The organism is Rheinheimera sp. 1928-s (genome assembly GCF_029269265.1).
GTDB lineage: Bacteria > Pseudomonadota > Gammaproteobacteria > Enterobacterales > Alteromonadaceae > Pararheinheimera.
The window spans coordinates 268,667-293,287 of the sequence record NZ_JARIXP010000005.1 but is presented as its reverse complement, the minus strand read 5'-3'; the positions used below and the strand labels follow the sequence as shown (position 1 = coordinate 293,287).

General features: G+C 46.2%; 27 protein-coding genes. 16 read left to right on the top strand and 11 right to left on the bottom strand.

The annotated features are described in order from the left end of the window. Position 1: 1 nt before the first annotated feature. The 3 genes from P3C17_RS14335 to pspF are packed head-to-tail and all read right to left on the bottom strand — an operon-like array spanning position 2 to position 3,713. A complete protein-coding gene (locus P3C17_RS14335; RefSeq protein WP_300930079.1) occupies positions 2-1,021 on the bottom strand; it encodes an ABC transporter permease in 1,020 nt (339 codons plus the stop codon). After that, positions 1,018-2,634, bottom strand: coding sequence for an ABC transporter substrate-binding protein (locus P3C17_RS14330; RefSeq protein ID WP_300930078.1), 1,617 nt, complete (start codon positions 2,632-2,634; stop codon positions 1,018-1,020). The genes P3C17_RS14335 and P3C17_RS14330 overlap by 4 nt, the downstream gene beginning before the upstream one ends. Then, positions 2,631-3,713, bottom strand: a complete 1,083-nt coding sequence (gene pspF / locus P3C17_RS14325; protein ID WP_300930077.1) for a phage shock protein operon transcriptional activator — start codon at positions 3,711-3,713, stop codon at positions 2,631-2,633. Before pspF ends, P3C17_RS14330 begins: the two co-directional genes overlap by 4 nt. 183 nt (positions 3,714-3,896) lie before the next feature. Between pspF and pspA the strand changes: the two genes are divergently transcribed. The 14 genes from pspA (at position 3,897) to P3C17_RS14255 (ending at position 16,535) form a co-directional block, all read left to right on the top strand. Continuing rightward, on the top strand, positions 3,897-4,565 hold the full coding sequence (pspA, locus tag P3C17_RS14320; protein WP_233078389.1) for a phage shock protein PspA: 669 nt from the start codon (positions 3,897-3,899) through the stop codon (positions 4,563-4,565). Positions 4,566-4,590: 25 nt separating this feature from the next. Continuing rightward, entirely contained in the window at positions 4,591-4,827 is a 237-nt protein-coding gene (gene pspB / locus P3C17_RS14315; RefSeq protein WP_233010168.1) for an envelope stress response membrane protein PspB, read from the top strand. Then, positions 4,820-5,230, top strand: coding sequence for an envelope stress response membrane protein PspC (gene pspC, locus P3C17_RS14310; protein WP_300930076.1), 411 nt, complete (start codon positions 4,820-4,822; stop codon positions 5,228-5,230). The genes pspB and pspC overlap by 8 nt, the downstream gene beginning before the upstream one ends. 35 nt (positions 5,231-5,265) lie before the next feature. After that, entirely contained in the window at positions 5,266-6,645 is a 1,380-nt protein-coding gene (locus tag P3C17_RS14305; RefSeq protein ID WP_300930075.1) for a YcjX family protein, read from the top strand. Further along, on the top strand, positions 6,642-7,655 hold the full coding sequence (locus P3C17_RS14300; protein WP_300930074.1) for a TIGR01620 family protein: 1,014 nt from the start codon (positions 6,642-6,644) through the stop codon (positions 7,653-7,655). Before P3C17_RS14305 ends, P3C17_RS14300 begins: the two co-directional genes overlap by 4 nt. A 139-nt stretch (positions 7,656-7,794) precedes the next feature. Beyond that, positions 7,795-9,000 carry a methionine gamma-lyase gene (gene megL, locus P3C17_RS14295; protein ID WP_300930073.1) on the top strand — a complete coding sequence of 402 codons (1,206 nt, stop codon included), beginning with the start codon at positions 7,795-7,797 and terminating at the stop codon, positions 8,998-9,000. A 151-nt stretch (positions 9,001-9,151) separates the two neighbouring features. Further along, on the top strand, positions 9,152-9,952 hold the full coding sequence (gene phhA / locus P3C17_RS14290; RefSeq protein ID WP_300930072.1) for a phenylalanine 4-monooxygenase: 801 nt from the start codon (positions 9,152-9,154) through the stop codon (positions 9,950-9,952). Between the two features lie 27 nt (positions 9,953-9,979). Then, a complete protein-coding gene (locus P3C17_RS14285; protein ID WP_300930071.1) occupies positions 9,980-10,321 on the top strand; it encodes a 4a-hydroxytetrahydrobiopterin dehydratase in 342 nt (113 codons plus the stop codon). Positions 10,322-10,530: 209 nt separating this feature from the next. Further along, positions 10,531-12,093 (top strand): transcriptional regulator TyrR, encoded by a 1,563-nt coding sequence (tyrR, locus tag P3C17_RS14280; RefSeq protein ID WP_300930070.1) that lies wholly within the window; start codon positions 10,531-10,533, stop codon positions 12,091-12,093. 218 nt (positions 12,094-12,311) lie between these two features. Next, a complete protein-coding gene (gene hppD, locus P3C17_RS14275) occupies positions 12,312-13,376 on the top strand; it encodes a 4-hydroxyphenylpyruvate dioxygenase (RefSeq protein WP_300930069.1) in 1,065 nt (354 codons plus the stop codon). Positions 13,377-13,378: 2 nt separating this feature from the next. Beyond that, complete coding sequence (locus P3C17_RS14270; protein WP_300930068.1) at positions 13,379-14,521, top strand: homogentisate 1,2-dioxygenase; 1,143 nt, start codon at positions 13,379-13,381, stop codon at positions 14,519-14,521. Positions 14,522-14,530: 9 nt separating this feature from the next. After that, complete coding sequence (locus P3C17_RS14265; protein ID WP_300930067.1) at positions 14,531-15,547, top strand: fumarylacetoacetate hydrolase family protein; 1,017 nt, start codon at positions 14,531-14,533, stop codon at positions 15,545-15,547. 85 nt (positions 15,548-15,632) lie between these two features. Continuing rightward, positions 15,633-16,271 (top strand): maleylacetoacetate isomerase, encoded by a 639-nt coding sequence (gene maiA / locus P3C17_RS14260; RefSeq protein ID WP_300930066.1) that lies wholly within the window; start codon positions 15,633-15,635, stop codon positions 16,269-16,271. A gap of 63 nt (positions 16,272-16,334) precedes the next feature. Then, positions 16,335-16,535 carry a hypothetical protein gene (locus P3C17_RS14255; protein WP_300930065.1) on the top strand — a complete coding sequence of 67 codons (201 nt, stop codon included), beginning with the start codon at positions 16,335-16,337 and terminating at the stop codon, positions 16,533-16,535. A gap of 21 nt (positions 16,536-16,556) precedes the next feature. Here P3C17_RS14255 and P3C17_RS14250 read toward each other — a convergent pair whose 3' ends face one another. The 3 genes from P3C17_RS14250 to gloB form a co-directional block, all read right to left on the bottom strand. Continuing rightward, positions 16,557-17,045, bottom strand: a complete 489-nt coding sequence (locus P3C17_RS14250; protein ID WP_300930064.1) for a hypothetical protein — start codon at positions 17,043-17,045, stop codon at positions 16,557-16,559. Between the two features lie 35 nt (positions 17,046-17,080). Further along, positions 17,081-18,664 (bottom strand): LysM peptidoglycan-binding domain-containing protein, encoded by a 1,584-nt coding sequence (locus P3C17_RS14245; RefSeq protein WP_300930063.1) that lies wholly within the window; start codon positions 18,662-18,664, stop codon positions 17,081-17,083. Positions 18,665-18,731: 67 nt separating this feature from the next. Then, the gene (gloB, locus tag P3C17_RS14240; protein WP_300930062.1) at positions 18,732-19,487 is read right to left on the bottom strand and encodes a hydroxyacylglutathione hydrolase; all 756 of its coding nucleotides are present in this window, start codon (positions 19,485-19,487) and stop codon (positions 18,732-18,734) included. 45 nt (positions 19,488-19,532) lie between these two features. On the opposite strand from gloB, the gene P3C17_RS14235 reads away from it, so the two are divergent. Continuing rightward, on the top strand, positions 19,533-20,273 hold the full coding sequence (locus P3C17_RS14235; protein WP_300930061.1) for a class I SAM-dependent methyltransferase: 741 nt from the start codon (positions 19,533-19,535) through the stop codon (positions 20,271-20,273). Here the strand turns inward: P3C17_RS14235 and P3C17_RS14230 are convergent. The 5 genes from P3C17_RS14230 to P3C17_RS14210 are packed head-to-tail and all read right to left on the bottom strand — an operon-like array spanning position 20,270 to position 23,079. Beyond that, positions 20,270-20,725, bottom strand: coding sequence for a YaiI/YqxD family protein (locus tag P3C17_RS14230; protein ID WP_300930060.1), 456 nt, complete (start codon positions 20,723-20,725; stop codon positions 20,270-20,272). The two genes, P3C17_RS14235 and P3C17_RS14230, sit on opposite strands and share 4 nt — an antisense overlap. Continuing rightward, complete coding sequence (locus P3C17_RS14225; RefSeq protein WP_300930059.1) at positions 20,709-21,227, bottom strand: GNAT family N-acetyltransferase; 519 nt, start codon at positions 21,225-21,227, stop codon at positions 20,709-20,711. Before P3C17_RS14225 ends, P3C17_RS14230 begins: the two co-directional genes overlap by 17 nt. After that, positions 21,224-22,084 (bottom strand): TraB/GumN family protein, encoded by an 861-nt coding sequence (locus tag P3C17_RS14220; protein WP_300930058.1) that lies wholly within the window; start codon positions 22,082-22,084, stop codon positions 21,224-21,226. The genes P3C17_RS14225 and P3C17_RS14220 overlap by 4 nt, the downstream gene beginning before the upstream one ends. A gap of 30 nt (positions 22,085-22,114) precedes the next feature. Further along, positions 22,115-22,543 carry an alternative ribosome rescue aminoacyl-tRNA hydrolase ArfB gene (gene arfB / locus P3C17_RS14215; RefSeq protein ID WP_300930057.1) on the bottom strand — a complete coding sequence of 143 codons (429 nt, stop codon included), beginning with the start codon at positions 22,541-22,543 and terminating at the stop codon, positions 22,115-22,117. Next, on the bottom strand, positions 22,537-23,079 hold the full coding sequence (locus P3C17_RS14210) for a DUF2058 domain-containing protein (protein WP_300930056.1): 543 nt from the start codon (positions 23,077-23,079) through the stop codon (positions 22,537-22,539). The genes arfB and P3C17_RS14210 overlap by 7 nt, the downstream gene beginning before the upstream one ends. Before the next feature lie 138 nt (positions 23,080-23,217). Here P3C17_RS14210 and P3C17_RS14205 point away from each other — a divergent pair, with 138 nt between their 5' ends. Continuing rightward, positions 23,218-24,534 (top strand): DEAD/DEAH box helicase, encoded by a 1,317-nt coding sequence (locus P3C17_RS14205; RefSeq protein WP_300930055.1) that lies wholly within the window; start codon positions 23,218-23,220, stop codon positions 24,532-24,534. Positions 24,535-24,621: the final 87 nt, after the last annotated feature.

Below are 24,621 nucleotides of genomic sequence, written 5' to 3'. Positions count from 1 at the left end.
CTTAAGCTTTCCTGGCCAGAGGATTAAACAAAGTATGCAGAATTTCAGTCAGCATATTTACCACTATCACCAGGCAGGACACTACTAATAAGCCCCCCTGAATGGCTGGGTAATTGCGCTGATAAATACTGTCCAGTAACCACTGACCTATACCAGGCCAGGAAAAAATCACTTCGGTGATCATCGCCAGCGTAATTAAGGTACTGAACTGCAAGCCAATCTGACGTATCACTGGCAATAGCGCATTACGCAGACCATGGTGATACAGCACCTGAGCGCGGCTTAAGCCTTTAGCGCGCGCCGTTTTGATATAACTTTGTTCCAGTACCGCCAGCATCGAATCCCGGGTAAAACGGATCATCACTGTTGTTGGGTAAGTCGCCAGCACTATAGCAGGCAACAACAAGTGCCTCAGCGCATCCATGGTAGCTTCTGATTTATAACGGATATCAGAGAGCCAGATATCAGGCAGCATAAAACCAGTTGTTGTAGGTATATCAAACAAAACATTGATGCGACCTGCGGTAGGTAGCAGGCCAAGGGTCAGCGAAAACAGCATGATAAGCAGCAGTGCCCACCAAAAAATAGGGATGGAATAAGCCACCAGCGTAATGCCGGAGACCAGCTTACCGAAAAAGCTGTCGGCTTTGACTGCGGCAAATAATCCTAAAGGAATGCCCAACACAAAAGATAAAATTAGCGCATAACTGGCCAGTTCCAGTGTGGCGGGAAATACGGCAATAATCTCCGCTAAAACAGGTTGTTGGCTGGAAAAAGACAGGCCCCATTCACCAGCCAGAATACGATTGACGTAAGCCAGATACTGCATCAGCAAAGACTGATCCAAAGCATAATACTGAATAAGCGCTTGCTGCTGTTCAGGTGCAATGTTGGTCAGGCCTGAGACGTTATTCAGCACATCACCGGGGAACAAATAACTTAAACTGAAGGCCAGTACTGTCAGGGCAACAAAAACAAAGCCTATTAAAAAAGTGCGGCGTAAAAAGTAGTGCAGCATCATAAAGATTTTCTCGCTGCAGCCATAGAGATACCGCCATAGGGGTTTATGGTTACCCCGGTAATTTTGACACTTTTGGCCTGAAAACGTTTGGAATGCGCAATACTGACCAGCGGCATTTGTTCATCAAGATAAAGCTGGGCTGTTAAATAGAAACTGCGTCTTTGCTTGATATCAGCCGTCAGCAGAGCCTGATTAATCAGATTGTCAAAATTCGGGTCGCACCAGTTGGCTCTGTTACTGCCAGACTCTGCTGCACTGCAACTCAAAAGCGGCCGGAAAAAGTTATCCGGATCGGCATTGTCAGCCGCCCAGCCAATCAGCACTGAGTCATGCTCAAATTCGGATAGTTTGCGTCTGAAGCTGTTCCATTCAAAAGAAACGACAGAGGCTTTGACGCCAATTTTGGCTAAATCGGCTTGCATCAACTCGGCCATTTTTAACGCGTTCGGATTATACAAACGCTGCACTGGCATAGCCCATATGTTCATGCTGAAGCCTTTAGGGTAACCGGCTTGTGCCAGCAACTCTTTGGCTTTGATTGGATCGTACTGTTGTTCAGGCAGGTCGTGGTAAAAAGCCCAGGACGTAGGAGGGAGCAAGGTTTTTGCCTTGTCAGCATAACCAAAGTAAACCGCATCCAGAATGGCATCTTTGTTGATGGCGTAAGCTAAAGCTTTGCGCACCAGCACATTATCAAAAGGAGGTTTTTTGGTATTAAAAGCCCAGAAACCCACGTTCATACTGATTTGGCTTTGCACTTCGACATCAGAGCGTTCAGTGATCAGGTTCAGCTCTGCATTGCGTGGATAAGCTACTACATCACATTCATGAGTCAGTAATTTCGCCATACGTTTAGCATTGTCAGGCACTAAATCAAACACCAGTTGGGTCAGATCCACTTTGCCACGCCAGTATTCAGGATGGCGGTAATAACGAATAAACTGATTTTTTTTGTATTCTTTAAAGAAAAACGGTCCTGTGCCTATGGGTCTTTGATCCAATAATTCCGGCTGATTTTGTTGCAACAGCTGTTCTGCATATTCAGCAGATAAAATAGCGGCAAAGTCAGTAGCCAGATTGGATAAAAACGAACTATCAGGACGGGTCAGTTCAAAGCGCACTGTGTTACTGTTTTCTGCCACTACGGCTTTGACCAGGGAGCCCCAATCAACACTTTGAAAATAAGGATAAGCAGCACCTCCAATCGCATGATAAGGATGATCCGTCTGGGTGATACGATTAAAGGTAAAAGTCACATCGTTGGCATTTAAGGTTCTGCCAGGTGAAAAGAACACTGTGTGATGAAATTGTACATCGGGGCGTAAGGTAAACCAGTAGGTTTTACCATCTTCACTCAAACGCCATTGGGTTGCCAGGGCGGGCAACAGCTCACCGCTTGCCGGGTCGATATCCAGCAGACGGTCRTAGAGTTGCTGACTGATGGCATCAATGGTGGTGCCAGATGTCACCCGCTGTGGGTTAAAGCTCTCAGGAGAGCCTTCGGCGCAATACACCATGCCTTGCTGAATAGTTTCAGGAATATCAGGCTGACAAGCGCTGAGTATCAACACAGAGCCACAGGGGACTATCAGGCTCAGTAAGGCTTTGATCATTGTTGGCTGTCCAGCAATTTATACTTTTTCATGTAACCACGTAACTGATGATAGGTCAGATTCAGTGCTTCAGCCGTTTTCTTCTGATTGAATTGGCTGGCAGCAAGGGCTTGTTTGATCAGATCCATTTCAAAGTTTTCTGACAAGACTTTAAAATCCTGCACCTGATTAAAATCAAAGGACGAAGCTGCTTTGACCACAGCAGGCAGATTATCGCTGCTTTGTTCTCTGATAGCTACCACTGCGTTTTCTGCTGCTGGTCTGCGATCCAGAGTACGAACGCGGGTGCGGGGCCTAAATGGAGATTCAAAAGGGTCGAGCTGGATATGATGCACAGGCACATAAGGGTTGTTGGTGCGGTACACACTGCGCTCTACCACGTTTTTCAACTCCCGCACATTACCTGGCCATTCATGTTCCAGCAAAATACGTTTGGCTTTTTCACTAAAGCCGCTAAAGAGTTCAAAGCCCAGTTCACGCGCCATATTGACGGCAAAATGCTCTGCCAGTACCAGAATATCCTCGCGTCGTTCCCGCATAGGGGGCAAGGTGATCACATCAAAAGCCAGCCTGTCGAGTAAGTCAGCCCTAAACTCGCCTTGTTCGGCCATTGAAGGTAAATCTTCGTTGGTGGCGCAAATTAAACGCACGTCTACTTTGACAGAACGACTGCCACCGACCCGTTCAAATTCACCGTATTCAATTACCCGTAGTAGTTTTTCCTGCACCATGGCCGGTGTATTGGCTAATTCGTCCAGAAATAAAGTGCCGCCATTGGCTCGTTCAAAGCGGCCTTCATGACGTTTGGCTGCACCGGTAAAAGCGCCGGCTTCATGACCAAAGAGCTCACTTTCCAGCAGGTTTTCATTCAGCGCTGCGCAGTTTAAGGTTAAATAATTTTGATCCCAGCGCTGGGACAGGTAATGTAAGCGGGCTGCAATCAGCTCTTTGCCTGTGCCCCTTTCACCAATGATCAGCACAGGTTTGTGCAAAGGTGCAATTTGGGACACCTGGTCCAACACGTTTAAAAAACTGTTGGACTGACCTATTAAGTTGTCTTGCTGAAAACTTCTGCTCATCAGGGCTCACGAAGTGGTGAATTTAACTAATAAGTAGTGTATTTCATAACGAAGGCTTGGCATAGCTTTTTTCGGATATAAATAAAATCAATATAAAACAATGGTTTAAAATAGTTTGGCAAGTTGGCAAGAAACCTGAATAGGTTATAGCGAATCCAACAAGTCATTAAGAGGTAAAACATTATGGGTATCTTCTCTCGCTTTTCAGATATCGTAAACTCCAACATCAATGCTTTATTAGATAAAGCAGAAGATCCGGAAAAAATGGTCCGCCTGATTATTCAGGAAATGGAAGACACGCTGGTTGAAGTGCGTTCTACCTCAGCCAAAACCATTGCAGAGAAAAAAGAACTGCAACGTGTAGTGTCTAAATTGGAAGCTGAAGTGGCCGACTGGCAGGCTAAAGCTGAACTGGCTTTGAGCAAAGAACGTGAAGACTTAGCCCGTGCTGCACTGATTGAACGTCAAAAAGCAGCTGACCAGGCTGCAGCAGTAGCTGCTGATATCAGTCATTTAGATGAACATGTCAGCAAATTGCAGGATGAAGTCAGTCAGTTACAGGACAAGTTAGCAGATGCCAAAGCTCGTCAGAAAGCCATGCTGATGCGCCAGAAAACTGTGTCATCTCGTTTAGATGTAAAGCGCAGCTTAGACAGCAACCGTTTAAACGATGCCATGTACAAGTTTGAACGCTATGAGCAAAAAATCGATTCACTGGAAGCTCAGGTTGAATCGTACGATTTAGGTAAAAAAACCTTAAAAGATGAGTTTGCAGAATTGGCTTCATCTGAGAAAATCGATAACGAACTGGCTGAATTAAAAGCTAAAATGTCTAAAAAAGATAACGCCTGATTATCAGGCGTTATAGGAGCTATCAATGACACTTCATGAAATTATTGGTGTACCTTTTATTCTGTTCATGATTTTTGTGGCGCCGCTGTGGGTTTTTATGCACTACAGAAGCAAAAACAAAATTGGTGAAGGGTTGGGGGACAGTGAGCTGGCTCAACTGAATGAGTTGTCCCATCGCGCTGAAAAAATGGCAGACCGCATCAAGACGCTCGAAGCGATCTTAGATGCGGAGTCGCCGAAGTGGAGGGAGAAACATGACTAAAATACGCAAAGAGCTGTTGCGGGACGACCGCAACGGCAAACTGGCCGGGGTCTGTGCTGGTATTGCAGACTACTTCGGTTGGGAAGTGTGGTTAGTGCGGTTGATTGTGGTTACTTCGGTGTTATTAGGTTTAGGTGGTTTGTTGCCTGTTTTGTACGTGGCAGCCTGGTTTATTCTGGAGAAGAAATCAGTGCATGAAGCGAAAAAAGGCTTCACTGAATCTGCGTACGATGAACGCCCTGTAGAAGTAAAAACCCGGGTATGGCAACGTGGTGAAGTGCCTAAGTCAGCCTTACATCATCTGGTCAATCAATTTAATAGCCTGGAATTACGTTTACGCGACATGGAAACTCATGTCACCTCTGCCAAGTTTCAACTGAACAGAGAAATCAGCAAGTTATAGTGAGTCTGTCGAAAGACACCATATAGGAACACTGCATGGATTGGTTAAAAAAGGCGCGCTGGCATTCAGAACAATTGACGCAGCGTGCCTTTCACCGTCAACTCAGACTGGGTGTTACCGGCTTAAGCGGCGCAGGAAAAACTGCGCTCTTAACTGCAATAGTGCACCAGCTAACCCAAAGTCACTCTTCTTATTTACCCTTTTTCTCTGTGATGCAAAAACGCTGGTTGGGGGCTCGTATTGATGACAATCAATTGCCACAGCTGCCTCGTTTTGGGTTTGAAAAAAACTTAAGTTACCTGCAGCAACAGCCTGCTTGCTGGCCACCTTCGACTGTCGGCTGGAGTCAGTTGACCTTAGCTTTGCGTTATCAGAGTGAATCGAGTTTGCGCGCCCGTTTTCAGGATTTTCAGGAAACTGAACTGGTGCTGGTGGATTATCCGGGCGAGTGGCTGCTGGACTTACCTATGCTGCAACAAAGTTACCAGCAGTGGTGTGAACAAAGCTGGTTGCTATTTGCCCAATCCCATAGGGCCGCCACCGCAGAAGGATTTAAACAGCGACTACAAGCTATTGATTTAAATGATACGTCAGTGCTTTCAGTGCAAGAGCTGTGCAGTGAATACAGCACCTTACTGAAGCAATTCCGTGAAGTTGCAGGGGCTTATTTAAATCAGCCGGGCCGTTTACTGGTACCGGGTGAATTTGAGGGAACTCCGCTTTTGCAACTGCTTCCTCTGTTGCCAGAACAGCTGGCACAAGGTGGCGCTTTGGTGGACTTGATGCAAAAGCACTTTGTCAGTTACCAGAGCAAGGTGATTGAGCCTTTTTACCGTCAGTACTTTTCAGGTTTAGACCGTCAGGTGGTGCTGGTTGATATTTTGGGCGCACTGAATGCTGGTGAGTCTGCGCTCTTAGAGTTGAAACAAAGTTTATTGCTGATTTTACAGAGTTTTGATTATGGCCCTGAACACTGGCTGCGGCGTATTTTTAAACCCCGCATCAGTAAAGTGTTATTTGCGGTCAGTAAAGCCGACCATGTCACACCGGATCAGCATCAGGCGCTGACATTATTATTGCAGCAGCTGTTGCTGCAGCATCTGCAGAGCGTGAAATTTCAGCTTTGTCCGTACGAAGTGATGGCGATAGCCGCTATCAAGGCCAGCGAAGCAGGTTTTGTGAAACAAAATGGTCAGCAACAGCCCTGTTTACGGGGTATCAGTGCAGCAACAGGTGAAGCCTTGACTTATTATCCGGGCGACGTGCCACGCTACTGGCCGGATCATCAGCTTTTTACCGAACATCATTTTGAGTTTCAGTCATTGGCACCTTTGCCATGGCCTAAACAGCAAGTGCTGCAACATATCCGCTTGGATCATCTGCTTGAGTACCTGTTAGGAGATAAACTGACATGACCGATTTAAAACAAGCGAAAAGCTTTAAAGAGGCCGATTTTATTAGTTCAGATCTGGTTTCAGAACTGCCGTTGACCAAAGCACAGCAGTTTGAACAGACGGATTTTGTGGTCGAGCCACACGTCGAGCCGGAACCACCAAAACGCAAGCCTGTGTCTGCTTTGCTATGGGCTGGCGTCAGCAGTGTTGTGCTATTAGTGGCAGTGGCTTTATACAGCGCAGTAACTACTATCCAGCAGGCTTTTACAGCACCTGGTATCAGTACTGTGCTGGAAGCCTTATTTTGTGTTGCTTTATTTACCTTAGGCAGCTTGCTGCTGCTGCGTGAATGGCGTTTATGGCGGCGTTTAGCAAAAACCAGAAAGTGGCAACAAGCGCATCAGCGTATTCATGCCAGCATCCAATACGGTGAAGCTGAACAGCTGTGTCTGGATATCGCCGCCGTTTTACCTGAATCCACACAACAGGATGTGGCCGACTGGAAAGCACAAAAACAAACAGAACACAGCGATCAGGAACTACTGGATTTGTTTGAACTAAAGGTGCTGAGTAAAGCCGATGCTCGTGTGCGACAACAAATTCATCAGGCTTCAGCTGATGCCGCTATGGCGGTTGCCGTCAGTCCTTTTGCTTTGGCCGATATGCTGTTGGTGCTCTGGCGCACCAGTAAATTGTTACGTCAAATGGCAGAAAGTTACGGTGCTTCATTAGGGCAATTGCGTAGTCTGCTTTTGATCAAACATTTATTTGCCGCTTTACTATGGGCGGGCAGTTCCGAGCTAGCGCTGGATTTAGGTTCAGATCTGATAGGAGCTGAACTGACCAGCAAATTGTCGATGCGGGCAGGGCAGGGGTTAATAGCAGGTATGTTGGTCGCCCGCTTAGGTTTAGCGGCGCAGGAGTTGTTACGGCCTTTGCCATTGGCGCAAAGCCAGAAGCTAAGTTTGCTGGATTTAAGCAAAGCCTTAGTGCGGCGTCTGCTGGGCAAAGCTGCTCCTTTGTCAACTTAACGCTACATCTCTCCTTGTTTTGGTGAAAACTGACGGTGCTGCTTCAGACCGTCAGATGTCTATATGCCTTGTTGCTGATCTGCCTGCTCGGTATAAAAAACTCATAAAAAATAAAACAATAGCAATGACAGGTGTTTTTATGAGTAAGCAGCAGTACAGTCATCCTGATACGGTATGTATCCATGCCGGAAAAACCGGTTTAAACCCACATGGCGCTTTAGCCACTCCTTTGTACCAAACCTCCACTTTTGTATTTGACAGTGCCGAACAAGGCGCCGCTCGTTTTGCTGGTGAAGAGCAAGGTTATATCTACACTCGTTTAGGTAACCCAACCACACGTGAGCTGGAGTTGAAAGTTGCAGCTTTGGAAGGTATGGAAGATGCCGCTGCAACAGCAACAGGCATGGGCGCTGTCGCTGCTGCCACTATGGCCTTTTTACAACAAGGTGATCATCTGATTGCCAGCAAAGCCATTTATGGCTGCAGTTTTGCGCTGTTTAATCATCAGTTTGCCCGCTATGGTATAGACGTTAGTTTTGTGGATATGACAGATCACAACGCCATCAAAAAAGCGCTTAAACCGAACACAAAAATGATTTTTGCCGAAACGCCCATCAACCCAACTTTAACAGTGCTGGATTTAGATTTTATTGGCCAGTTTGCCAAACAGCACCAACTGATTTCTGTGATCGACAACACTTTCCTTACGCCTTTACTGCAAAAACCGGCGGACTATGGCATAGACCTGATTTTGCACAGTGCCACCAAGTACCTGAACGGCCATGGCGATGTGGTAGCAGGCATTATCGTGGGCAGTGCTGAACGTATTACGCAAATTAAGCTGACTACCCTGAAAGATATGGGCGCAACTATCAGCCCGCATGATGCTTGGTTGATTATCCGTGGCTTAAAAACCTTGTCGGTGCGAATGGAACGGCATTGTCAGAATGCACAAAAAGTTGCGGAATATTTGGAATCACACCCGGCTATAGGCCAGGTCTATTACCCGGGCTTAAAATCGCATCCGGGTTACACATTTATCGGCAAACAAATGAAAGCTGCTGGTGGTGTGTTGGCCTTTGAGCTCAATGGCAGCCTGGATGATGGCCGCTATTTTATTAATCAGTGCGAATTACTGAGCCTTGCGGTCAGTCTTGGCGATGCAGAGTCGCTTATTCAGCACCCGGCTTCAATGACTCATAGTCCTTACACGTCAGAAGAACGCCAAATGGCCGGTATCAGTGATGGCTTAATTCGTATTTCTGTCGGGCTTGAGCATGTCGAAGATATTATTGCCGACTTGGAGCAAGCCCTCGCCTTGATGCGCAAACGGCAGCAAAGCTAAGTACTTTGTTGTAACCATAGCTTTACAAAACCAGCAGAGTTGACGTGAACGTCAACTCTGCAATGGGTTAACAGCCGTTGTCCAATCCTCTAGTATCGGCCGCAACTAAAAGGTTGATAAAACCACTATAAGATCGAAACAACAGGGTTCTATGAGCAAATCAAGTAAATACATATCGCACCAGTCGGATGAAGATGGATTTATTCACTGGTCGGCTGAAGAAAATCAAATCTGGGCTGAGTTAATGCAGCGCCAGCTCTCCTGTATTGAGGGCAAAGCCTGCGATGAATACCTGGATGGACTGAAAAAACTTAATTTGCCACTGGATCGTATTCCGCAGCTGGCAGAAATTAATGCAGTATTAGAGCCTGCTACAGGCTGGAAAGTGACTGAAGTACCAGCACTCATTAGTTTTGACCGCTTTTTCCAGCTATTAGCCAATAAAGAATTTCCGGTTGCCACTTTTATCCGCAGCAGGGAAGAGTTTGATTACCTGCAAGAACCCGATGTGTTTCATGAAATATTTGGTCATTGCGCCATGCTGACTCATCCTGCTTTTGCCCAGTTTACCCATACTTATGGCAAATTGGGCTTAGCAGCCAGCAAAGAGGACCGGGTCTATCTGGCACGTTTGTATTGGTTTACCATCGAATTTGGACTGTTAAGCAGCAAAGATGGTTTGCGGATTTATGGCGGCGGTATTTTATCCTCACCTGGTGAAACGTTATACGCCATCAGCTCAGAAGTGCCGGAGCGTAAAGCTTTTGATGTGGTCGATGTACTGCGTACGCCTTACCGTATCGACATTATGCAGCCTGTGTATTTTATGATTAATTCGATTAACGATTTATTTGATGTATCCCAATTGGATTTGATGGCTAGGGTCCAACAGGCTCGCTCCTTGGGTTTACATGCACCTAAATTTCCGCCTAAAGAAAAAAAGGCAAGCTAAGCTCTGCCGATAACTGAGAACACACTGATGTCTGAATTAAAACAAGCTAAATGTGAAGCCTGCCGTGCTGATGCTCCCAAGGTATCGGATGAAGAATTAGCCCAACTGATGCACCAGATCCCGGACTGGACCCCAGTGGCCCGCGATGGCATTTTGCAACTGGAACGTGAATTTAAATTTAAAAACTTTAAGCTGGCCTGGGCTTTTCATCAGAAAGTGGCGCAGCTGGCTGAAGATGAAGGTCACCATCCGGCCTTGTTGCTGGAGTGGGGCAAGTTAACCGTGACCTGGTGGTCGCACTCCATTAAAGGCCTGCATAAAAACGATTTTATTTGTGCTGCCAAAACAGATGCGTTGTTAGCTTCTTAATATCTGCTGTTGTAGGGGGTGGGCTTGTCCCATCCCGTCTTATCCGTAACTCAGAGTTCTAACGGTTCGATCCCTGCCAGTCGTGACTCCCCATGCTCCGTAGATAGTTCAAAGGGGTTGTGCATATTTCTTTACAAATAATACTGGTCTGCCCGAGCCTCTTTACCGTATGATTAAAGCTAAGCACAAGCTTGAGGTGGTTTTTTATCATGAGGTTAGAAATTCATTGCCAGGACCGACTGGGGATTACCCAGGAAGTGTTAAATATCCTGGTCAGTTATCAGTTGGATTTACGTGGTATTGAAGTGGATCCTACTCTTGGGCGGATTTTTGTATCATTCCCTACCGTTGAGTTTGAAAAGTTTCAGGAACTGATGGCGAAAATTCGCCGTATTCCTGGTGTTGACGATGTCAAAACCACAGCTTTTATGCCATCCGAACGAGAACACAACGAGCTGAGCACTTTGTTACGCACTTTGCCTGATGGCATTATTGCGATAGATACCCGTGCCAATGTCACCATTATTAACGAAGCCGCGCTTGAAGCTTTATCTATGGAGCGTAGCGCTATTGAAGGTCAATCGCTGACTGCCATGGTCAAGGGTTTTAATTTAAGCCGTTGGCTGGAAAGTGATGATGTGCTGGCGCAAACCCGCAGGGTAGAAATTCAGAATAAGCGTTTTATAGCCGATTTATTGCCTGTGTTGGTGCCGGGTGATGCTGGCAACGATATTCTGGCCGGCGCTGTACTGAACCTGAAATCTGAAAGCCGTTTAGGCGAGCAGATGGTAGTGTTTAAAAAAGGTGATCAGGAGAGCTTTAATAACTTACATGCCCATAGCAACTTAATGCGCAAAGTGGTGCGTGAAGCGAAAAAAATGGCTCAGCTGGACGCCCCTATTTTGATTATGGGGGAAACCGGCACAGGTAAAGAAGTTCTGGCCCGCGCTTGCCATGCCGCCAGCAGCAGAACAGGCAAACCTTTTTTAGCGGTCAATGTGGCTGCTATGCCGGATTTAGTGGCTGAGTCAGAGCTTTTTGGCCATGGCCCCAATGCTTTTCCAGGGGCCAGTGAAGCGAAAAAAGGTATTTTTGAACAAGCCAACAAAGGCACAGTGTTTCTTGATGAAGTAGGTGAGATGTCGCGTGAGCTGCAAACCAAGCTTATTCGCTTTTTACAGGATGGTAGTTTCCGCCGTGTTGGTGACGAAAACGAAGTGAAAGTGGACGTGCGGGTGATTTGCACCACACAAAAAGACTTACCGGCCATGGTGCAGGAAGGCAAATTCCGTGAAGACTTATTCTACCGTTTAAACGTACTCACTCTGAATCTGCCACCACTGCGCGAACGTAAACAGGATGTGGTGCCTTTAGCCGAGTTTTTTATCGCCCGTTTTGCCGCCCGCTTGGGTCGTAAAGCACCCAAGATGACAGACTCCTGCGCGCATTTTCTGCAGCATTACCCATGGCCTGGCAATGTGCGTCAGCTGGAAAATGCCTTGTACCGTGCAGTGACGTTGCTCGAGGGCTATGAGCTGGATAAAGAGCATATGCAACTGCCAAGTTACACCAGTGACTTTGGTTATCTGGAAAAAGATTTTGATGGCACGCTGGATGAAGCGGTACGTAGTTTTGAAGCGGATTTATTACGCAAACTCTATCCGGCTTATCCAAGTTCACGTCAATTGGCGAAAAAACTGGGTTTAAGTCACACAGCTGTGGCGAATAAATTGCGCGAATATGGCATTAACCGTAAGAGCGTAAAAATTTAAATACGCTTTGTGTGATTTGAACTACAAATAACAGGCCCTAAAGCTGGTTTTAGGGCCTTTTTGTTGCTTATTTAATCAAAGTGGCGTTTTTGTCAGTTATTCTGTACAAAATCGACCTTTTTCCGAAATTCTGCCATCCGTTGAGCCTCTCTTCCTTTTTTTTCCGGCAAGCGCAAGATAAGCACAAACTTGCCTTATTTATGTCTGGAGACACTCTGATGTTTGACCCTATTAACCCTTTGGGTACCGATGGTTTTGAATTTGTTGAATACACTGCGGCTACAGAGCAAGGTATTACTGATCTGAAGCAACTGTTTAAGTCTTTAGGTTTTACTGAAGTGGCGAAACACCGCTCTAAAGAAGCCTGGTTATACAAACAAGGTGATGTGAATTTTATTGTGAACGGTCAGCCAAATTCTCAGGCGGAGCAGTTTGCAGCTGAACATGGCCCGAGCGTCTGTGCTATGGCCTTCCGTGTCAAAGATGCAGCCGAAGCTTTACAACATGCTGTGGCCAATGGTGCCAAACCTTACCAGAACCAGGTTGGCCCTATGGAGCTGAATATCCCAGCTGTATACGGCATTGGTAGCAGCCTGCTGTATTTTGTTGACCGTTATGGTCAGAATTCTGTCTATGACGTTGATTTTAAATTCTACGATAACTGGCAAGCTGAAATGGCAAAAAACCAGGTGGGTTTAGACGTCATCGATCACCTGACGCACAACGTCCGTCGTGGCAATATGGCTCTGTGGGCTGGTTTTTATGAGCGTATCGGCAATTTCCGCGAAATCCGTTATTTTGATATTGAAGGCAAGCTGACAGGCTTAGTCTCTAAAGCTATGACTGCGCCTTGTGGCAAAATCCGTATTCCAATCAATGAGTCTTCTGATGATAAATCTCAGATAGAAGAGTTTATCCGTGAGTACAAAGGCGAAGGCATTCAACATATTGCCATGACCACAGAGGATATTTATGAAACTGTGCGTACACTGCGTCAGCGTGGTATGGACTTTATGCCAACCCCTGATACCTATTACGAGCGTGTAAACGCCCGTGTTGAAGGCCATACTGAAGATCTGGACCAGTTAAAAGAGCTGCGTGTGCTGATTGACGGTGCACCGATGAAAGACGGTATTTTATTGCAGATCTTTACCAAAACTGTGATTGGCCCTGTATTCTTTGAAATCATTCAGCGCAAAGGCAATGAAGGTTTTGGCGAAGGCAACTTCAAAGCTTTGTTTGAATCCATTGAAGAAGATCAAATTCGTCGCGGAGTATTGTAACTATGCGTAAGTGGGCGTCTTTTCCGGTAAAAGAAGGCGAAATTTCCCGTCAGGCTCATGCTGATTTCCCAGACAGAGCGATTTATGAGCGTGAAGTGGGCCGCAGTGGCTTTTTTGGCCCTGCGACACATTTCCATCACACCCATGCCCCAACGGGCTGGAGTGACTGGGAAGGGCCGTTAAAACCACGTTTGTATAACTTTAACGACATAGCCGGTAATCAAAACGTGTCGCCATGGCAGGTGCCTACTTTATTGCACAACGCGCACTGTAAAATGCGGACCTGGCGTTTAACAGAGTCGATGGATTATCTGGTGCGCAATGCCGACGGTGATGAGCTGTTGTTTGTGCATGAAGGTGCGGCAGAACTGTATTGCGACTATGGCCATTTAAGCTTACGTGACGGTGATTATGTGGTGATCCCACGTTCCACCATGTGGCGTTTAGAAGTCACAGAGCCGCTGTTTTTATTGCTGATTGAAGCGACCAATGACTCCTTCCAGTTACCGGAAAAAGGTTTGGTGGGTAATCATGCTATTTTTGATGCGGCGATGATCGACACACCAAAAATTGATGATGCTTTTAAAGCGCAATACAGCGAGCAGCAGAGCAGGGTGCAGGTAAAACGTCACGATCAGGTGTCAGTTATTACTTATCCCTACAATCCACTGGATGCGATTGGCTGGCACGGTGATTTGGCGGTGATGCGGATCAACTGGCGTGACATACGCCCTTTAATGAGCCACAGATACCACTTACCGCCATCAGCGCACACCACTTTTGTCGCGCAGCGTTTTGTGGTTTGTACCTTTGTACCTCGTCCTATTGAGAGTGACCCGGGCGCGTTAAAAGTGCCGTTTTACCATAACAATGACGATTACGACGAAGTGCTGTTTTACCACGCAGGGGATTTTTTCAGCCGCGACAATATTGAACGTGGCATGGTGACTTTCCATCCTGCTGGTTTTACTCATGGCCCTCATCCTAAAGCTTTTCAGGCCGGTCGTGAGTACAAAAAGAAATTTACCGATGAAGTGGCTGTCATGCTGGATACCCGTGATGCACTTTTTGTGGGGGACGCGGCTTTAGCCACTGAAAACCCTGACTACGTAAATAGCTGGAAAATTAAACCGGCTGCGGTGTAAGGATCAAAAATGAAGTTAGCAAGTTTAAAAAACGGTCAGCGTGATGGCCAGTTGGTTGTTGTCAGCCGTGATTTATCCCGTTGTGTAGCGGTATCGCATATTGCAGCTACTATGCAACAGGCATTGGATCACTGGTCTGTGGCCGCTCCGCAGCTTTCAGAGGTTTATCAGGCGCTGAATAGCGGTTCTGTGCAAGGCGAACAAGCCTTTGAGCAGGCGCAGTGTGAATCGCCATTACCACGGGCTTATCAGTGGGCGGATGGCAGTGCTTATGTCAATCACGTCGAGTTGGTGCGTCGTGCCCGCAATTCCGAAATGCCACCGAGTTTCTGGACTGATCCTTTAATGTATCAGGGCGGCTCAGATGACTTTATTGGCCCATGCGATGCCATTGAAGTAGTCAGCGAAGACTACGGCATCGATTTTGAAGGTGAAGTGGCAGTGATCACCGACGACGTGCCTATGGCCATCAGTGCCGAAGAAGCCCGTCATAAAATCCGTCTGGTCATGCTGGTGAACGACGTGTCTCTGCGGGGTTTAATTCCAAACGAACTGGCTAAAGGCTTTGGTTTTTTCCAGTCTAAACCTGCGTCGGCCTTTAGTCCTGTGGCCGTGACTCCGGATGAATTAGGCACTGACTGGCAAGATGCCAAGCTGCATCTGCCTTTGGTATCGCATTTAAACGGTAAGCTGTTTGGCAAACCAAATGCCGGTGTTGATATGACCTTTGATTTTGGTCAACTGGTTGCTCATGCGGCGAAAACCCGCAATTTGGGCGCTGGAGCTGTGATTGGTTCTGGTACTGTGTCAAACAAACAAGGTACTGACTACGGTACTTCGATTGATGAAGGTGGTTTAGGTTACAGTTGTATCGCCGAAATCCGTATGATAGAAACCATTCGTGATGGCGCGCCTAAAACCTCATTTATGAAGTTTGGCGATAGTATTCGTCTCGAAATGCTGGATAAATCCGGCCATTCCATCTTTGGTGCTATTGAACAAAAAGTAGTGAAATACGGCGTTTAATTGACGTGATGAACAAAGCCGGTCGATTTCTCTGTCAGGGGGACGACTGGCTTTTTTGTATCTGCTTTACAGGGTAAATCACAACATGAAATTACATGGTTACTGGCGCTCCAGCGCAGCCTACAGGGTACGTATCGCGTTGAATATCAAAGGTCTGGAGGCAGAGCATTGTCCTGTGCATCTGGTTAATAATGGCGGAGAGCAGCATAGTGCGGGGTACCAGCTATTAAATCCGGCACAACTGGTGCCGACACTGGAAGATGGCGATCTCAGCTTGAATCAGTCACTGGCCATCATTCAGTATCTGGAAGACTGCTATCCTCAGGTTGCATTATACCCAGCGGACCCAGCGCTGAAGGAGGCTGTGATGGCTTTTGCGTTAGATATTGCCTGTGACATTCACCCTTTGAATAACCTGCGGGTGCTGCAGTATCTGACCGGGCCTTTGGCATTATCCGAAGCACAAAAAATACAGTGGATAAAACACTGGCTTGCTGTTGGTTTTACTGCATTGGAAAAACGTTTAGCGGCAACGGCTGGGCGTTATTGTTTTGGCGAGACTGTTACTGTCGCCGATCTGTGTTTAGTACCACAAGTGTATAACGCTTTGCGTTTTCAACTGGATATGACGGAGTATCCTTTAATCAGCGCTATTTATCAGCGTTGTAATGCATTGGAGGCTTTTCAAAAAGCAGCTCCGGAGCAACAGGCTGATGCTGTTTAAGTCGCATCAGGCCAGTGTATTTGCTAGGCTAGTGTTATTGAAGTAGTAAGAGAGTACAGCAGAATGAAACTGCCCAAAAAACCTGTAAATGCGGTGTTGTTTTATATTGGAACCATGGGATTGTTGACTCAGGTGCTGGTTAGTTTTTACTTACTGACTCAAGGCCGCACCATGGAGTGGCACTGGTGGTTTCACTGGCTGGCGCCAACACTTTGTTTGTTGTGGGGCCTGATCCCAAGACTGCAATTGCAAAAGGAAAATTAGAGGGCATGAAGCAAAAGTTGTTTAGCGTCCCGGTGTAAACATACCCTCAATACGCACTTCACTGACCCCGTCTTTGTCAAAATGAAATTTGATTTGCGCCATATTTTTGTGGAAAAAGTATGGCGTATTATCAAAAGTCAGCACATAACCACCACGGGCTTTATCTTTATATTTCGGATCGGTGTTTTTACTGAGTTTAAAATTGTGTTTTCCCAGTGACCATTCAAAACCTTGCAAAGGTTTGTTGATCCAATCTGTGACCCAGATTTGTTCATCCTGATGCAAAACCAAGGCTAAGGTATATTTGGATGGCAATTCAGCAACTTCAACCACCTGAATACCCGCCTGAAATACTTCAGTACCATTTTGCTGTTTAAAGGAAAAACCAAACTGCAGGCTTTGTTTTGTTCCGTCCAGCAAGGTCAGCTGGCCTTGTCCAGGCACAGTAAAATAGGCCCATGTGGTGGGAACCCATAGCAAAAAGAGCAACATCAGGCTCGTTTTAACCATACAACACCTCAAACTCCATGTGAGACTTCAGTCAGTTAGCTTGTCAAATACAAAGTGAGTTCTTGACCAGGCTGTAAGTACTTATTTGTTTTAATATTATTCCATTTCACGATATCAGCAACTTTTACCTTAAAGCGCTGAGCTATGCTGGCTAAGGAGTCACCAGGCCTGACTTTATAGGTCATGCTTTTTGCCGCAACTGTTGTTTGTGGCTTTGACTCACTGTGGTAGGTCAGCTTTTGGCCTGGTTTCAATTGAGCTTTGGTGTCCAGTTTATTCCAGTTGCTCAGTTGCTCAGTACTGACATTTAGCTTTTTGCCTATCTCCCATAAGCTATCGCCACTTTTAACGGTGTAAGTTTGACCCCCTGAAGCTGTTGTACTGGATTTGTTAGTCGAACGAGCGGTTACAACGGGTTCTTCAGGTTGTACTAAGCCTGGGATGGTCAACATCTGCCCAATCTTTAGCTGACTGGAACTTAAATTATTGGCGCGCTGCAGGGCTTTTACTGAGGTTTTATGAGCCGCTGCAATCTTACTTAAACTGTCACCTGATTTGACCTTGTAGCGACCAGTGGAAGCAACAGGAGCTACTTTTACTTTGGGTAAAGCGGCTATCTGCTGATCTATATCATCAGCACTGCGAAAAGGGACCACTAATGGGTAACTGGCACTGGGCACTGTAATGGTTTTAAAACCCGGATTCAGGCGTCTGAGTTCCGCGACTCTCAGGTTTAACAGGTCTGCAGCTTTGATTAAGTCCAAACCTCTGTTGATTTGGATCACTTTAGTTTGTGGCTGATTAGCCAGAACAGGCATAGGAATAGCATATTTTTCATGATTTTTTAACAGTTCTGCCAAGGCCAGTAGTTTAGGGATATAAGCGGTGGTCTGTTTTGGTAAATCTAAAGACCAAAAATCTATGGGTTTTCCTTTGGATCTGTTGCGTTCTATTGCTCTAAAGACCCGACCTTCACCAGCATTAAATGCAGCTACTGCACTTAACCAGTCCTGATCTACATTACTATACAGGTACTGCAAGTAATCCATAGCGGCGCGGCTGGACTCAATCACATCGCGGCGACCGTCATACCAGGCATTTTGTTTTAAACCAAAACTACGAGCTGTTCTTGGGGTAAATTGCCAAATTCCCAGTACTCCGGAAAATGAGCCAGCTTTAGGATTATAAGTACTTTCGACTATAGGTAGCAGTGCCAGCTCAAGCGGCATATTACGCCGCTCAAGTTCAGTCACTATGTGATACAAAAAGGGCTCTGCATTGTCCGAAGCTGTTTTTAACAACCTTTGATTACGGATAAAAAACCGTTTCTGGGTTTCAATATCATCATGCTCTGGTATGTCTAAAGTCATTTGAGCAGCAATACGCTGCCACAAATTATCGTATTGAGCTAACTTTGCATCAGGTTCTAAAGGGGAATTATGTTTCAATAAGGCGTTGGCAACTTGCTGTGCTGTGGCCGCTTTGTCCTGAATGGGAGCATCAGAAGCTGATGTCTGGTATTGATCCTCAGCAGAGCCTGCTGTTTTATCCTGTGAGGTTGGAACGGCACAACTGGCCAGCAGTGCAGCCGCTACAGCGACAGATAATTTTTTCAGCATTCACTTTTCCCAAAATCAAAAATCCGCCTTATGTTACCTGCTCAGCCTTCAAAAGCAAGGTTGTCGATCAAAATCGATCTTTGGCGGATCGTAACGCGGTGAACAGATCCACAGCATTGTGTTGTTGCCAGCGGTGTTGTAATGCGGCATCTTCAGCCCTTAAAAAAGGGTTAATTTGCCGCTGTACAGCTAAGGGGGTGGGCAAGGTGGCTTGCTGTTGTTCCCTTTGTTGTTGACACCAGTGTTGATAGTCCGCAAGTTTTGTATTGTCCGGATCGGCCCAGCGGGCAAAGTCCAGATTGGCCAGCGTATATTCGTGGGTGGCGTACACTAGAGTTTGATCGGGTAATGTCAGAATACGTGACAAACTCTGCCACATTTGCGCTGCTGACCCTTCAAACAGACGACCACAACCTGCGTTAAATAAAGTATCACCGCAAAACAGAACGGGCGCTGAATAGTAGGCTATATGACCTAGCGTATGACCAGGAAGTTGCATCACCTGAAAAGTTAAATCGAAATCGGGTAGTGCAATCTGATCGTTGTCCTGTAACCAGATATCTGCATAGGGGATTTTTTGTTGTTCTAACGCCGGAGCATAAACTACAGCATTGGGCCAAAGCTGCTTTAGTTCGTTGATGCCACCGGTATGATCAGGATGATGGTGGGTAATTAGGATCACCGCTAATTGCAGCTGCTGTTGTTGCAGGTAGTGCTGCACTACTGCGGCATCACCCGGATCGACAATCAAAGCCAACTCTGCTTGGCGCAGGCACCAAATGTAGTTATCCTTAAAAGCGGCTAGAGCGGTGATGTCTGGCATAAGTAATTTCCATAGCTGATGTTCTGATGAAGTGAAGTGTACCTGATGAAACCTGCGTTAAGTTACCACAGTACAACAGTACCCCGACAGTGGCAGCAATTGCCGCAGGGTGAACTGATGGCTAAAGCTTTAGAGCAGCAGCTAAGTCAGTGGTGGCCAAAAATTTTTGGTTATCATCTGCTCAAAGTTGGAAGTTTAAGTAGTGGCTTAGATACTTCCGACTGTAACATCAAGCACCAAATTTGTTTAAACGAGCACCTTGAGCAGGCTTCTGTAGTGGCTGACCCTGATGCTTTACCTTTTCTGGAACAATCAATAGACGCTGTCTTACTGGCGCATTGTCTGGAGTTTTATCCGGATCCTCACCATATAGTGCGTGAAGCTCACAGAGTGCTGATGCCGGATGGCTACTTATTATTAAGTGGTTACAATCCGTTAAGCAGTGCCGGATTACTGAAACTATGGCCTGGTGTGAAGCAGCAATTACCTTGGGCTGGCCGTTTTTTTACCCCGTCTCGCGTGAAAGACTGGTTGCATTTATTGGGTTTTGAAGTGATGTACGAGCAACGTTTTTTCTGGTCTAGTTTACTTGGACAGCACAATCCTGATAGCCGCTGGCAGAAATGGTGTGAAACTTATTTAGGGTATTTTGGCGCTTCTTATGTACTGGTTGCACGTAAAAGAGTACTGCCTTTAACTCCAATACGGCCGAAATGGCAACGAGCGCCAGCTTTTCAAACTGCGGTAAAAGGCATTAGTGCCCGGCAAGGGGTCAATCAGGATTAGGAGGTTTTGGGCTGTTTTTGCAGCCACTGATCCAACTGATTGGCAAATTGTTGTTTATCTTGCTGACCCAAAGGCGCCGGGCCAGATAGATGTACGCCACTGTTGCGCAGTTCTTCCTGCAAATTGCGCATGGTGAGTCTGTCGCTGATATTGTCCGGAGTCAGTAATCTGCCTTTACTGGTGATACAAAGCGCACCTTTAGCCACAGCAGCAGCTGCCAGCGGAATATCGTTGCTGATCAGCAAATCTCCTTCAGCTATACGTTCTTCGATATAACGGTCTGCTACATCAAAACCATGTTCAACCTGCACTGCTCTGATATAAGGGCTGCGTGGAATTTGAAAGCTATGATTCGCAACCAGATAGAGCTGGACTTGTCGGCGTTCTGCCGCCTTAAACAACATCTCTTTTAATACTTTGGGGCAGGAGTCTGCATCAACCCAGATTGGCATCCTGATGATCCTTTAATAGTTGTCTGGCTTGCTTGTGGCTTAATTTCATAAAAAACAGCAATGGGTCGGCAATACCAGGTTGTTCGGCTTCAACAAAACCTAACTGGCGATAACACTGCACCGCTATCTGGTTGTTCTGATAAACAAACAACGAAAAATCCCGTTGTGGCCGCTGTTGTAAACCTTGCGCAATCAAACCTTTAATCAGCGTTTTGCTATGGCCCTGACCTCGGCTATCTGGATGCACTAATAAACGGGCCAGATGATTGCAATCAAAACGATCACAAAGCTGGCCAAAGGCAACACGTTGTCTGTGCTGATACAACCAATAACTTTGTGTGCCCGGCAAATACAGTTGCTGTAAAAATTGCAAGGCTCTGATGGGAAACTGAAAGCCTTCGCCACCCCATTGATCCAAGTCTTGTTGTGAATCAAACCAGATGTGTAAATAAGCAGATTGTTCTGGTGTCACTGGACTTAATTGATAAGGGGCATGTTTCATAACTTATCCTCCAGCGGCGTGATCTGGTATCCCTGTTGAGTTAGTTGTTCAATTAAGCCCTGATCTCCGGCCAGGTGCAAAGCGCCGACCACAACAAAAAAAGGCTTAGTTTTAGGTTCTGCGACCAGCTGTTTCACCCATGCATTGTTCCTTTTAACAATAAGGGTCTGATAAATAGCTGGGTAGTTCTTTAAATCGTCCAGGTATAAGTGGTCTAACTGCTCCAGATCGCCGCTGCGCCAGGCTTTTCGCATTGCATCAAAGTCTTCGCTACTGTCTTTTAAATCATCCATGGTGCTTTTGATCAGTGTTTCAGCACCGCTGTTATTCAGCTCTGTAATCACATCCAAATGCTGTTGCATAGTTTCAAGGCCTGCCAATTTCTTACCGGATTTTTTGGCTTCATCTTGCAAAAAGGCGTCGACTCCCGGTGCATTGGCCCCTTGAGCTTGCAGTTGAGTGGTGGTCAGCATAATGGCGGCAAATGCAGGTCTAAAGCGGGTGATTTGCTCCAGTGGTATTTTATGTTGTCTGCAGTAATCAGCCAGTTGTTTTGCCAGGGACGCTGAGAGGTGTTGCAACAAGTTTTCGCCTGAAGGGTAGGAATTTAAACTGATCATTTGCTGTATGCCCGAGGGGCTTGATAATTGCTCTAGATCCGTTTCCAGCACTAAGGACTCACTCTGCTGCAGTGCCAACAGGTATTCAGGCGGTAAAGGGTAGTCCTGGGCGCTTAGCATATGAACTGAGCCGGCAAGATAAAAATGCTGTTTGCCTTTGCTGACTTTCCAGACGCCATCGGCTGATACGGTGCTGCTAAGCAGCAGTAGAATACAAGAGAGAAAAATACGGGTCACTGCACAAAACCTCTGGTGTAAAACATCTGACTAATCAAAAGAGCCTACTTTGCCTCGTAGTTTTTTGCGTTCTTTGTGCTGAGTTTTTTGCTTCAGCCTGTCCATTCGAGCGCCAAAAGTGGGTTTGGTTGCACGCCGCTTTTTGGCTTCAAAACTGGCACTTTGCAGCAGTTGCATTAATTTAGCCACCGCATCTTCTTTATTCATATCCTGACTGCGGTAAGCTTGAGCTTTAATCACTATCACGCCACTTTTACTGATCCTGTCATCCGGATACTGCAGCAGCTTTTGTTTAAACTCATCCGGCAAGCTGCTGCGTTCTATATCAAAACGCAGTTGTACCGCTGTAGATACCTTATTGACATGCTGACCGCCGCTGCCCTGAGCCCGGACAAAACTGAATTCCAGTTCATCCAGATCAAGCTCAAGGCCAGCTTTGATTTCAACTAAAGTTACCACATCAAATCATCCGGAATTTGATAAGCAGCGTACGGATCATCTTCCGCCTGCACTTCGGCACTTTGTCCTGTGTTGTGCAGTACTATGATGGTTTCAGCCAAACGTTGCTGGATTTTCTCCGCCACTTTCACCGGGATCACATAATACTGGTCTGCAAGTTTTGCTATGGCTGCCTGGCCTTTGGTTAATTCAGCATGGATACGGTTACTGACATATAAACGTTTGACCAAACTGCCATCGGTGAAGTTAAAGGCGGTTTCACCTTTATGCGTGATGGTATTAAGCTCGACCAGCTGTTTAACCTGTGCTGCTAATGCTTTTTTATCCTGTTCAGCTTTGCGTTGGCGGTTTAATTCCTGATCGCGCTGCAGTTGTTGCTGTCGGCTTTGCTCAGCGAGCACTGAAGCTTCATTGACGACTGATCCATTTTTTCCAGCTTGCACCCGCTCTTTATGCTTTTCTTTTTTGATGGCTTTTAATTTTTTCTCATTGCCAAAACCGGCTTTGAGCAATTGTTCCTGCAGTGATTTACTCATACAAAAGTCCTGTCAGTTCGATGGCGCTATTGTTTCATGTTAAAGCCGCGCTGCAAAGAGCAGAAGGCCAGACTAACTGCCTATGCTAAAAATGCGTTATGATAAGGCACTTTTATTGAATTTGTCCGGGACCTTATCTTGTTATTTCACGATCTTGCGTTAGACCCTCGTTTAGTCCGTTCTATCCAGCATCTTGGCTTTGCGAAACCAACGCCAATTCAGCAGGAGGCTGTGCCTGCCGCTATGACGGGCAAAGACTTAATGGTTTCTTCGCAAACCGGTTCAGGAAAAACTCTGGCTTATTTACTGCCAATGATGCAGCGCTTGTTACGCAGCAGACCTTTATCCAAACAAGATGCCCGGGCTTTAATTCTGGTGCCCACCCGTGAACTGGCGCATCAGGTCTATGCCAAATTACGTTTGTTTGTCGCCAATACGCCTTTAACCAGCGCTTTGATTGTCGGTGGTGAAAACTTTAATGAGCAGGAAAAAATCCTGAAGCGTCAGCCAACTATTATAGTGGCAACACCTGGCCGTTTTATTGATCACCTGCAGCACAAGACCTTCTTTATTCAGGGCCTGGAAATGCTGATTTTAGATGAAGCAGACCGGATGCTGGATTTAGGCTTTATGCCACAACTAAATGAAATCAATAAAGCGGCTGATCACCGCTTACGTCAGACGCTGATGTTCTCAGCCACTTTAGATCACGCCGAAGTGAATGAACTGGCGATGTCCTTGTTAAAGTCGCCGCACAGAGTTTCAGTGGGCGCTTCTTATCAACAGCATGAAGATATAGAACAGCGTTGTTATTTTGCCGATCATTTATCCCACAAAGAGGCCTTATTGGCTTATTTGTTAAAGCAGGAACAAATCAGCCAGCTGATTATTTTTACTGCGACCCGCGAAGATACCGATCGTCTGGCAAAACTATGCGACTCTTTAGGTTATCCGGCTGTAGGTTTAAGTGGCAAGTTAACTCAAGGTCAGCGTAACGCTGTGATGCAGGGGTTTTCCGCCAATAAACATCAGGTTCTGGTCACCACTGATGTCGCGTCACGTGGACTGGATTTATTGCAAGTCAGCCATGTGGTGAACTTTGATTTACCTAAACATGCAGAAGAGTATGTGCACCGTATAGGTCGTACCGGTAGAGCTGGTGCTAAAGGTATTGCGATCTCTTTGGTAGGTCCAAAAGACTGGGTTGCTTTTTGTGCCATTGAAAGTTTTTTACGCCGTCCTTTACCTATGGAGAAAGTGGAGTCTTTACCGGCAAAATTTAAAGGAGTGGATCTGCATGCACCGGTAAAAGCCGTGAAGAAAACTAAGCCAGTGGTCAGAAAAGCTAAACCAAAATCAGCAGATACAACCACCCAAACCAAGCCAGCAGCAAAACCTAATTTTTATCAGGCGGGCGATGATGGCATGACTCCAGTGAAGAAAAAGATCAAATAATTTACAGTAGTATGTTTTTTATTCGGAAAATAGTGCTACACTCAGGTTGTTACTTTGTAGATTTGTTCGACAGTTTTTATTGCAAGC

Bases quoted from the DNA above. Each gene is read 5' to 3' on its own strand.
- P3C17_RS14305 (WP_300930075.1), top strand. From the start codon at position 5,266: ATGGATTGGTTAAAAAAGGCGCGCTGGCATTCAGAACAATTGACGCAG.
- pspC (WP_300930076.1), top strand. From the start codon at position 4,820: ATGACTAAAATACGCAAAGAGCTGTTGCGGGACGACCGCAACGGCAAA.
- P3C17_RS14285 (WP_300930071.1), top strand. From the start codon at position 9,980: ATGTCTGAATTAAAACAAGCTAAATGTGAAGCCTGCCGTGCTGATGCT.
- gloB (WP_300930062.1), bottom strand. From the start codon at position 19,487: ATGCCAGACATCACCGCTCTAGCCGCTTTTAAGGATAACTACATTTGG.
- P3C17_RS14250 (WP_300930064.1), bottom strand. From the start codon at position 17,045: ATGGTTAAAACGAGCCTGATGTTGCTCTTTTTGCTATGGGTTCCCACC.
- maiA (WP_300930066.1), top strand. From the start codon at position 15,633: ATGAAATTACATGGTTACTGGCGCTCCAGCGCAGCCTACAGGGTACGT.
- P3C17_RS14265 (WP_300930067.1), top strand. From the start codon at position 14,531: ATGAAGTTAGCAAGTTTAAAAAACGGTCAGCGTGATGGCCAGTTGGTT.
- P3C17_RS14210 (WP_300930056.1), bottom strand. From the start codon at position 23,079: ATGAGTAAATCACTGCAGGAACAATTGCTCAAAGCCGGTTTTGGCAAT.
- tyrR (WP_300930070.1), top strand. From the start codon at position 10,531: ATGAGGTTAGAAATTCATTGCCAGGACCGACTGGGGATTACCCAGGAA.
- pspB (WP_233010168.1), top strand. From the start codon at position 4,591: ATGACACTTCATGAAATTATTGGTGTACCTTTTATTCTGTTCATGATT.
- P3C17_RS14235 (WP_300930061.1), top strand. From the start codon at position 19,533: ATGAAACCTGCGTTAAGTTACCACAGTACAACAGTACCCCGACAGTGG.
- phhA (WP_300930072.1), top strand. From the start codon at position 9,152: ATGAGCAAATCAAGTAAATACATATCGCACCAGTCGGATGAAGATGGA.
- P3C17_RS14300 (WP_300930074.1), top strand. From the start codon at position 6,642: ATGACCGATTTAAAACAAGCGAAAAGCTTTAAAGAGGCCGATTTTATT.
- P3C17_RS14230 (WP_300930060.1), bottom strand. From the start codon at position 20,725: ATGCCAATCTGGGTTGATGCAGACTCCTGCCCCAAAGTATTAAAAGAG.
- P3C17_RS14335 (WP_300930079.1), bottom strand. From the start codon at position 1,021: ATGATGCTGCACTACTTTTTACGCCGCACTTTTTTAATAGGCTTTGTT.
- pspA (WP_233078389.1), top strand. From the start codon at position 3,897: ATGGGTATCTTCTCTCGCTTTTCAGATATCGTAAACTCCAACATCAAT.
- megL (WP_300930073.1), top strand. From the start codon at position 7,795: ATGAGTAAGCAGCAGTACAGTCATCCTGATACGGTATGTATCCATGCC.
- P3C17_RS14225 (WP_300930059.1), bottom strand. From the start codon at position 21,227: ATGAAACATGCCCCTTATCAATTAAGTCCAGTGACACCAGAACAATCT.
- P3C17_RS14245 (WP_300930063.1), bottom strand. From the start codon at position 18,664: ATGCTGAAAAAATTATCTGTCGCTGTAGCGGCTGCACTGCTGGCCAGT.
- hppD (WP_300930069.1), top strand. From the start codon at position 12,312: ATGTTTGACCCTATTAACCCTTTGGGTACCGATGGTTTTGAATTTGTT.
- pspF (WP_300930077.1), bottom strand. From the start codon at position 3,713: ATGAGCAGAAGTTTTCAGCAAGACAACTTAATAGGTCAGTCCAACAGT.
- P3C17_RS14255 (WP_300930065.1), top strand. From the start codon at position 16,335: ATGAAACTGCCCAAAAAACCTGTAAATGCGGTGTTGTTTTATATTGGA.
- P3C17_RS14270 (WP_300930068.1), top strand. From the start codon at position 13,379: ATGCGTAAGTGGGCGTCTTTTCCGGTAAAAGAAGGCGAAATTTCCCGT.